This is a genomic window from Winogradskyella vidalii, assembly GCF_013403955.1.
GTDB classification, from domain to species: domain Bacteria; phylum Bacteroidota; class Bacteroidia; order Flavobacteriales; family Flavobacteriaceae; genus Winogradskyella; species Winogradskyella vidalii.
Map to the genome: position 1 here is coordinate 1 of NZ_JABFDG010000012.1, position 8,992 is coordinate 8,992.

Here is an 8,992-nt window from a genome sequence, read left to right on the forward strand (position 1 = left end):
TCTGTGACATCAAAAACCAAATGGCTAATGTCTATTCCAAAATATTTAATATCTTTATTCATAAGAAATGTTTTTTTTAAAGGACAATCTACGCGAGTTTCAACGACTTAAAATCGAGGTCTTAAAGCCTCATAGAACTGTACGAAATCTGTGTAGAAAAGAGAGGGGATTTTCAATGTTGACGAGATCTGAAGTCTCTGCGTATATAATAACCTTACTCCTCTCTTTTGTTCTTTCTAATTTATAAATCTTAATTTAGTGTTTTTATTTAATTGCTAACTTAAGACGTATATAAAAAATAGCGGTTTAGTCGCTTAATCGAAACAAAATGAATAATTTAGAGGTCATTGTAAAACTGAAAAGTTAGTTTGTAAAATCCGCTACTTTTCATATACAAGACCGTTACCTGCAAGCAAATGAACAAACTGCAAATCATCATCATCCCGCTTTTATTGTTGGTTCAGACTATATTTTCTCAAACCAAAGAAATAAAAGGAGATACTGCTTATTGGTACAAAAGGAATGTCGAATTTCATAAGACATTGGACTTAAAAGATTTTGAAAAATCAGAAAATGACTTCAATTTTAGATTTTGGAATCACGGTCAGGTAATTGAAATATCAAAAGATAGTTCTGTTATAAATGGAGCAATTGTAAATTATATTTATCATACCAAAAAAGCTAACAGAAGTAAAACCGAAACATTTACGAATAAAATTCTACTGACATCAAAACAATCACTAAGCGTCTATAATATTATACAAAATTCCAAAATCTTAGAACTTCCGTCCGATAAGGATATAGAAAAATGGAGTCAAGGAATGGATGGAATCACATATATTATAGAGCATTCGGATAAAAAAAATTACTGGTACAAAAACTATTGGACACCATCTTCACAAGATTCAATTCCTGAGGCAATTATAGTTTTAGGCTTAGTAAAAAAACTGTCCGATACTTTAAAGCTCAAAGAGGTCTACAAAGAATTTAAAGAAACACTACCAAAAAAAGGTTGTTACAATTCTGGAGGAATGGTAAATATGTGTTACATATCAAATTTTTTAGAATTAGGATATACTGGAGCTACAAAATTACCTTTAGGTTTTTACACTTCTTATTCTGCGACATACATAGGTAAAACAAAAATTAACGGAAGTAGCTCGTTACAGTACAACTTCGATAACAACGGATTTCATCATCTAAATTTTCGAATAGCCAAATGGAATATATTTCATAAAAAATCTAATCTTTCAGATTTTATAGCATATAATTATCAGAATAGAAATGTCAATATAGATAACAAAAGAAATAAATTTGAAAATCATCAAATTAAATATGGATTAAATCTTAAAAAGAACTTTGGTCTAGGAGTTGGATTAGATTATTTGACTAGGAATAATAATATAGTCGGAGGTCATTTTTACGCTTCTAAATGGTTTTCAAAACTAAAAATAAGCACGACATTTGAAACATCAGTATTTAAAAATCAAATTAATTACAAAACTGAAATTTTCAAGGCTATTAATTTTAATAGCGAATTTCCAGTAAATAGAATTTCTTTTGGAATTGGTTACGAGGATTTTATGGAATATAAAGATTTGTACTTTAGCTTTAGAATACTGATTTGAGAAATGCCAGCAGGTAACACCGTGTATAATTAATTGCTGTGTAAGTGCCTACTTGCGAAAATTCCTGCGGAATTTTCACGGGTTCGTAAATGTTTGCTAACTTAGTCGCTAAACCACGCAACTAACCATACACAAACACGTTAACTACAAGCTGATTCCAAATCAACATTTTTCTAAAATTTAAACGTCAAACTAACAACTTTGGATTGATTACTCGGATGAATAATGCAAACTCAAAAGCATTACGGAGTAAACTCAACTTGACTAAATAACCAAGATAATTTAGATTTAAAAAATTAAAGAAAGTAAACCAACTTACAACTCACTCTACTCTGCTTGAATTAAAAGAAACTAAGATAATTTAAGATTAAAAAAGACTAATATAGAAACCAAATATCAACTCGCTCTACTCTATTTGATAATTAAAACAACTAAGATAAATTGAGATTAAAAAGATTGATATTGTAAACCAAGATTGAAAAGCAAACGTTTATCATTACGGCTGAACTACACGCAGGAAAACCAATCTGTACTAATCTGGATTCACTAAACGGAGTAATACGCTTAAACTCTTGCGAGAATTTGAGTTCCAAAATGAATTTAAAGTAAAATATAAAAATTTGAACGCTGCCTAAATAGAAAAAAGCCAGTAGTTAACAACGTGTATAATTAATTGCTTTTTTTAGATTACGTGCGAAAATTCCGCTGGAATTTTCTCGGGTTCGGTCAATTTTTGCTAACTTAGTTGCTAAACCACGCAACTAACTATACACAAGACCGTTGTACGCAATATCCCAAAAATACGGAAAATTGAAATTGACAAAATATGAATTATAAAAAAACAGTTTCTTTTTTAGTAAAGTTAATAGCTTTTGTTGCTGTTTTTTTTATTACGAAATTCATTTTTAACGAATATAAAGCCTACAATTTACCCTATGGAAAAAAGGCTAATGAAATTAGAACATTAGCTAATATTCCGACAATTAAAAGTTTTATGTATTCTAAAAATGTGAATAAAAAATTATTGGGAAATCAATGGGTAAGTATTAGAAAAGAACCGAAAAAAGGAGAAGTATTGCATATTTGGAAATTAGCTATTCCAGAAGATGAAAGCGGAACTTTACGCGAAGAAAAGGATGCTTTCAGAAAAACAGAGGAAAATGGAAAAACCTTTCAGCTAAATTTAAAATCAATCGTTGAAAATGATATTATTACAAAACAAGATGCCATTTTGTTTGAAGTTCCAAGCTCAAATGACAATCGAAAAGAAATTAGGGGAACTGAATTACAAACGTTGATTTCAGAATGGAAAATACTCGAACTGAAATAATACTGCGTACAACACCGTGTATAATTAATTGCTTTATTTCTGCCTACTTGCGAATATTCCTGCGGAATATTCACGGGTTCGTAAAAGTTTGCTAACTTAGTTGCTTAACCACGCAACTAACCATACACAATCACGTTGTACACCATTTAAGAAAACCAAGAAAATGAGTTGGGACATTGTACTTTTTAATTCAAAACAGAAAATTAATTCAGTTGCCGAATTGGACGAAATTCAATTAGAAACGACTGATTTTAGTGGAATTTTGGAAACCTCATTTAACCGAATAAACAAAAGCGAAAACCATAGAGAAATAGTCGGAACTGATTTTACAATTGACTTTTTTGCAGACAGAAAACCTTCTAGTAATTATATGCTTTCCTTGTATGGAGAAAACGGAATTTATGCTCTGATTGAACTTGCTAAAAAACATAATTGGCAAATTTACGACTCTGGAATTGACGGAATGGTTGACTTGGAAAATCCAGAGAGAAATGGATTTAAAAATCATAGAAAATACGTTGAACAAATAAAAAAGAGTAAATCATAATGGTAGAAACTAGCGAACAAACATATGACTATGTCTGCTTTAGTGATTTAGCTTACGAATTTGACTTTTCTGACTTGAAAGAAGCAGAAAAAAAGATTAAACGGAAATTAAAATATTATGGACTTGGAAAATATGACCAAGAACGAGTGGAATATGTCAGAAAGTTAAAAAATGACTTGTTCAAAGAGATTAGACTTTATGAAAAGTCAAAATATTATATTCCATCAAAATCGGAATTTGCAGAATTCACGGACTTTGACCATAAAAAAATGAAAGTTGATTTCCTGAATAAATATGAAAAAATAAATGATTCAGATATGTCTCGAATAATAAATTTTGCGATTTATCTGTATTATATGAGATAAAAAAACGGTGTACAACACCGTATAAAATTAATTGCTAGTGCAAGCCTACTTACGAAAATCCTCGCGGATTTTCTATTCGGTTTGTATTTGCTAAATTAGGTGCTTAAGCAACGCAACTAATCTTATACAACCACGTTGTAAAACATTTTGACGCAACCATTTGACTAATTTTGCATCTACTAAAAAAGTAATTATGAATAAATTTATTCTTATCTTATTAATTATGTCACTTTATGGTTGCTCTATAATAGATGACGATACAAATAATGTTTGCTCATCAGACTGCACAACTCTTCAAGGTAGATTTATTACGCAAAACAATGTCGGAATAAAAGGCGTAAAAGTTATATTGAAATATAGAACATCTGGTGGAGCACTTGGAGGTGGCTCAACCAGATTAATTGTTGATACTCAAACTGACGAGAACGGAAACTTCTATAAGGAGTTTTATATAAATAATGATGAATTGGGAGCGACGGCAAATGGTTACTTCAAAATTGAATATGACGACACTAATTTGGATGTAAATAAATACATTTTATCTGACAATCAAATTGGAAATACTACTCAACCTTTAGGTCAAGCAATATATTCAATAAATACACGTGACACAATTATTGGAAATACTTATTATTTACCAAAAAAGTCACATATAGCAGTCAATTTAAACAATTTTGTACCAATTCAAGACGGAGATTATTTTGAAGTTAGAACTAGATATCCTTTTGGTGCTTATATTGGAAATAACGACTTGTTAGATACTGAATATTCAACTGGATTTAGTGGCTGGGGAACTTTTCAAGCAAGCGAACTTAATTCTCAATTAAATCCCTTTGTAGCAGAAAACGAAGAGAATATCATTAGAATAGCTCGTCGAAGAAATGGTGTTAATACTGTTGAGGATTTTACTGTGTTTGTGCCATCTGATAATTCGATTGAATTAACTTATGAATATTAAAAAACGTTTTACAACACCGTGTATAATTAATTGCTTTAGTCGTTGCTTATTTGGAAAATTCCTTCGGAATTTTCTCTAGTCCGTTTTTGTTTGCTAAATTAGTTGCTTAATCACGCAACTAACCATACACAATCACGTTGTACGTAATGTAACCAAAATGAGAAACTTTCAGCTTTTATTAATGTTTTTGACTTTTTTATCTTGTGATTTAGATAGTAAAATTGAACTCGATGGAACTTGGATAATAACCGAAATGACTTACAACGGAGAAAATGTTTATCCAAAAACCTTGAATCAAAAAGTCCGAATAGTATATTCTGGCTACGAAAACTCTGAAAGTATAATTTTTAAAATATCTGACTCTACAATAACTCTTCCTGGATTTGAATCTGACCAAATAAAAATGAAATTCACGTCTGACCAGCAAAAACTTGAGATTTATTTGAACGACTCAAACTCTGAATCTGAATCTAAATTGACAAGTAAGATTTTTAGTGGAATTTATGATTTGACCTATTCCAATGGAGAAAACAAATTAAAGCTGAATTCGGATAAAACATACATTAATATGATTAGTCAAAAAGAGATTATAAGTCAAGCTGTGGACAAAGTATTTGATGGAATATAAAACACTACGTACAACACCGTGTATAATTAATTGCTAGGTTCTTCCCTACTTGCGAATATTCCTGCGGAATATTCACGGGTTCGTAAAAGTTTGCTAACTTAGTTGCTGAACCACGCAACTAACCATACACAAACACGTTGGCAGTAATTAAAACGACATATTTGGAATACTAATTTTGGTCATTAAGTTCAAAATTGAAAAGTAAGTAAATACTTCAAAACCGAATCGATAACCTATAACAGAATAATGATAGACTTAAAAATTTTAAATGTCATACCAACATATGATTGGGAACTAATTTTCCATATGAATGATAACACTCATAGAGTTATAGAATTAAAAGATTTAAGAAAGAATAGTTTATTTACCGAAAGTGTAAAGCATTTCAATACTTTCAGGTTCAATTCAAAAAAAGTAGTGTGGGAAAACGGATCTAGCATTGACTTACAAAATATATTTATGATTTCTAAAAGTGTTGAGTTAAATGATATTGAGAATAAAAGCATTTATATTGGACAAAAAAATCAAGCACCAACAGAAAAGCACGAGTTAAATCATATTTACTTTGTAGCTGTATATCCTTATTCTGCAAAGCCCATTATGATTGGAGAAACAATTGGTTATGGACTTGGTGCAAGTGGTGGTTGTGCAACTTATACATTTGAAAACTTTAAGAAAGTTAAACGTTGGAAAGACCATTTAAAAAAAGCTGGATGTGATTGGGCAATATCAATTATTGATAGAGACGATTTAGATTCAGAACAAAAAGTTTTTAAAATTATTGAATGTATAAGAAAAGGAATTGACAAATAACTACTGCCAACACCGTGTATAATTAATTGCTATTTTCTGCCTACTTGCGAATATTCCTGCGGAATATTCACGGGTTCGTAAATGTTTACTAAATTAGTTGCTTAAACACGCAACTAACCATACACAAACACGTTGTGCGTCATTAAAACAAACCCTTGAAATCAGAATGAAATTATTAAATACAATCGAAATTGAACCTTGGGATTATGCGAAAAACGAATATGAATCACCTTCTGTTTCGAAAGCTGAAAACCCAAAAGGCTGGAGCGATTTCTGGTACAAATGTATTTCTGATAGTAATTTACAAGACTTACAACCGATTGAACTTGGCTCATACTTGGTTGACATAAATAAAATCGGAGAACCTGAATTAAAAACCATTATTGAAAAAGAACTTAAGGACGTTGATTTGTCAGATTATCAAGAATACGTTGGACAAATAATTGGCGGAATTGTAGTTTTAGAAAATGAAATGATAATACTTGAACCAACTTGTTGCGGAGATTTATCTGATATTCAAAACTGGGAAGAAGTTGGAAATACGGAATTAAATAAATGGACTCAATTATGGATTGGACATCCTTGGGTTTTCTACAAAAGAACTGACAATTACATTGCAATATCCGATTACACTGATTACAATTTAGAAGACTTTAAAAATATATCGGAAAAACATAAGCTTTCAGAACAAGAGCTTTTGTCTGAAATTAAAACAAGTCGGAAAAGCCAAATCGAATTTGAAAACCGAATAAGTAAAATTTTAAAAGAAATGGAAATTAATAATGCTAATAAAATTGCTAAATTGATGACCGGAAATAAATAACGAACGCACAACACCGTGTATAATTAATTGCTTGGTTCTTGCCTACTTGCGAAAATTCCTGCGGAATTTTCACGGGTTCGTAAAAGTTTACTAATTTAGTTGCTTAACCACGCAACTAACCATACACAATCACGTTGTACAACATTATGGGAATACTCTCAAGCATCTTCGGAAATAACAAAAAACTACCTTTCAATAAGACAATTCGATTTGAAAGGAAAGAATCGGAATTTGAAATAAATATTGGAGATGAAGTTAAAATTTGGAACAAACCCAACACCAAACAACTGAATTTATACGCAAAAGGTTCTGCTGGAGGAAATGGACTTGTTGGAACAAAATTAGACTCTACTATAAGCTATCACCTGAACAACACGGAAAATCTATTTATTGAAAATAAAATTGTTGAATTGACGAAAAACTCGATTGACTTATTTATCAAAATGTATGCAGATAAAAAGTAGTTCAAGAAACTCAACAGAATTATAAAACTGAATGGATTGAAAAACTGAACAAAAAATATAATCCAAAATCAAGTTGGGAACTTCGCTTCTTCTCTGAAAATAAAATTGGAAAAAATGATTTTCTAATTCAAACTATAGATAAAAGTCAAATTGAGGAATTTTATCAAAAAGACGACCAAACAATTTGGTTGACTGATAAAAATGGAAACAAAATTTCAGCTGAAAATAGAGTGCGTTCTGGAGGAACTGAAAAGACTCTAAGAGCAGTTTTCTCTGGACACGAACTTGAAGTTTTGGAATTTAAAAAAGAAGATTTTTGGTATTATTTAGAAGTCGGAATAAAAAAATAACGTTGTACAACACCGTGTATAATTAATTGCTAGGTTCTTCCCTACTTGTGAATATTCCTGCGGAATATTCACGGGTTCGTAAATGTTTGCTAACTTAGTTGCTTAACCACGCAACTAACCATACACAAAACCGTTACCACACATTTGAGCGAAACATTGAAAAACATATTAAAGATTATCGGATTAATAATTCTATTAATCGTTTTATATTTTGTTGAATCGTTAATCTTTCTTCTGATTTTCGGAACTGGAGCTCAATCTGGTGCTACAATGAATAATGGATTGACAAAACTAATTATGTATGTTCTTCCATTAATAATTGTCGGCGGAATTGCTTTCAAAATGTTTAAAAAAGAACACTAAACAAACCGAATTGAAAACAACGGAATTTTTAGAAATAAAGACAAATTATCTCGGAATCGGAATTAGGTCAATTCTCTTTTTCGGAATTCTGTTACTTCTGATTTTGATTGAGATATTTGCTTTTTGGGGAATTTATGGAGAAGGTGCTACTGCAAGTCGTATTTCGGAATTATGGTACGTTGACTTAATTTTAAATTATCTGCCGATTTTACTTGTTGGCGGATTTTTGGTTTATAGAATAATAAAAGAATATAAAAAACAAGAATACGTGAAATTCAAAACAAATCTGATTACACTTTTGATTTTGATATTCCTATTCTCAATAAGAAATCAACTTGACCAACTGATTTTCTGAAATGGAAAATAAAAAACGTGTGGTAACAACGTGTATAATTAATTGCTTTGGTCGTTGCTTATTTGGAAAATTCCTTCGGAATTTTCTCGCATTCGTTTTTGTTTACTAAATTAGTTGCTTAAACACGCAACTAACCATACACAAAATCGTTAACTACAAGCTGATTCCAAATCAACATTTTTCTAAAATTTAAACATCAAACTACCAACTTTGGATTGATTACTCGGGTGAATAATGCAAACTCAAAAGCATTACGGAGTAAACTCAACTTGACTAAATAACCAAGATAAATTAGATTTAAAAAATTAAAGAAAGTAAACCAACTTACAACTCACTCTACTCTGCTTGAATTAAAAGAAACTAAGATA

The 8,992-nt window shown here is 30.5% G+C and carries 11 protein-coding genes; all 11 read left to right on the plus strand.

The window, feature by feature from the left end:
• Positions 1 to 416: 416 nt before the first annotated feature.
• The 11 genes from HM982_RS17835 to HM982_RS17885 all read left to right on the plus strand — a co-directional run bounded on the left by HM982_RS17835 (position 417) and on the right by HM982_RS17885 (position 8,624).
• Entirely contained in the window at positions 417 to 1,628 is a 1,212-nt protein-coding gene (locus HM982_RS17835; RefSeq protein WP_179354693.1) for a hypothetical protein, read from the plus strand.
• Positions 1,629 to 2,454: 826 nt separating this feature from the next.
• Positions 2,455 to 2,958 (plus strand): hypothetical protein, encoded by a 504-nt coding sequence (locus HM982_RS17840; RefSeq protein WP_179317978.1) that lies wholly within the window; start codon positions 2,455 to 2,457, stop codon positions 2,956 to 2,958.
• Between the two features lie 163 nt (positions 2,959 to 3,121).
• The gene (locus tag HM982_RS17845) at positions 3,122 to 3,505 is read left to right on the plus strand and encodes a hypothetical protein (protein WP_179354694.1); all 384 of its coding nucleotides are present in this window, start codon (positions 3,122 to 3,124) and stop codon (positions 3,503 to 3,505) included.
• Positions 3,505 to 3,870, plus strand: a complete 366-nt coding sequence (locus HM982_RS17850; RefSeq protein WP_179354695.1) for a hypothetical protein — start codon at positions 3,505 to 3,507, stop codon at positions 3,868 to 3,870. Before HM982_RS17845 ends, HM982_RS17850 begins: the two co-directional genes overlap by 1 nt.
• Before the next feature lie 193 nt (positions 3,871 to 4,063).
• On the plus strand, positions 4,064 to 4,828 hold the full coding sequence (locus HM982_RS17855; RefSeq protein ID WP_179354696.1) for a hypothetical protein: 765 nt from the start codon (positions 4,064 to 4,066) through the stop codon (positions 4,826 to 4,828).
• Between the two features lie 157 nt (positions 4,829 to 4,985).
• Positions 4,986 to 5,456 carry a hypothetical protein gene (locus HM982_RS17860; protein ID WP_179354697.1) on the plus strand — a complete coding sequence of 157 codons (471 nt, stop codon included), beginning with the start codon at positions 4,986 to 4,988 and terminating at the stop codon, positions 5,454 to 5,456.
• Between the two features lie 246 nt (positions 5,457 to 5,702).
• The gene (locus tag HM982_RS17865) at positions 5,703 to 6,269 is read left to right on the plus strand and encodes a hypothetical protein (protein ID WP_179354698.1); all 567 of its coding nucleotides are present in this window, start codon (positions 5,703 to 5,705) and stop codon (positions 6,267 to 6,269) included.
• 166 nt (positions 6,270 to 6,435) lie between these two features.
• A complete protein-coding gene (locus HM982_RS17870) occupies positions 6,436 to 7,092 on the plus strand; it encodes a hypothetical protein (RefSeq protein ID WP_179354699.1) in 657 nt (218 codons plus the stop codon).
• Positions 7,093 to 7,238: 146 nt separating this feature from the next.
• Entirely contained in the window at positions 7,239 to 7,556 is a 318-nt protein-coding gene (locus tag HM982_RS17875; RefSeq protein WP_179354700.1) for a hypothetical protein, read from the plus strand.
• Positions 7,557 to 7,744: 188 nt separating this feature from the next.
• Entirely contained in the window at positions 7,745 to 7,906 is a 162-nt protein-coding gene (locus HM982_RS17880) for a hypothetical protein (RefSeq protein WP_179354701.1), read from the plus strand.
• A 373-nt stretch (positions 7,907 to 8,279) separates the two neighbouring features.
• Complete coding sequence (locus HM982_RS17885) at positions 8,280 to 8,624, plus strand: hypothetical protein (protein WP_179354702.1); 345 nt, start codon at positions 8,280 to 8,282, stop codon at positions 8,622 to 8,624.
• The last annotated feature ends 368 nt before the right edge of the window (positions 8,625 to 8,992 follow it).

Bases quoted from the DNA above. Each gene is read 5' to 3' on its own strand.
- HM982_RS17855 (WP_179354696.1), top strand. From the start codon at position 4,064: ATGAATAAATTTATTCTTATCTTATTAATTATGTCACTTTATGGTTGC.
- HM982_RS17845 (WP_179354694.1), top strand. From the start codon at position 3,122: ATGAGTTGGGACATTGTACTTTTTAATTCAAAACAGAAAATTAATTCA.
- HM982_RS17840 (WP_179317978.1), top strand. From the start codon at position 2,455: ATGAATTATAAAAAAACAGTTTCTTTTTTAGTAAAGTTAATAGCTTTT.
- HM982_RS17875 (WP_179354700.1), top strand. From the start codon at position 7,239: ATGGGAATACTCTCAAGCATCTTCGGAAATAACAAAAAACTACCTTTC.
- HM982_RS17835 (WP_179354693.1), top strand. From the start codon at position 417: ATGAACAAACTGCAAATCATCATCATCCCGCTTTTATTGTTGGTTCAG.
- HM982_RS17870 (WP_179354699.1), top strand. From the start codon at position 6,436: ATGAAATTATTAAATACAATCGAAATTGAACCTTGGGATTATGCGAAA.
- HM982_RS17860 (WP_179354697.1), top strand. From the start codon at position 4,986: ATGAGAAACTTTCAGCTTTTATTAATGTTTTTGACTTTTTTATCTTGT.
- HM982_RS17865 (WP_179354698.1), top strand. From the start codon at position 5,703: ATGATAGACTTAAAAATTTTAAATGTCATACCAACATATGATTGGGAA.
- HM982_RS17850 (WP_179354695.1), top strand. From the start codon at position 3,505: ATGGTAGAAACTAGCGAACAAACATATGACTATGTCTGCTTTAGTGAT.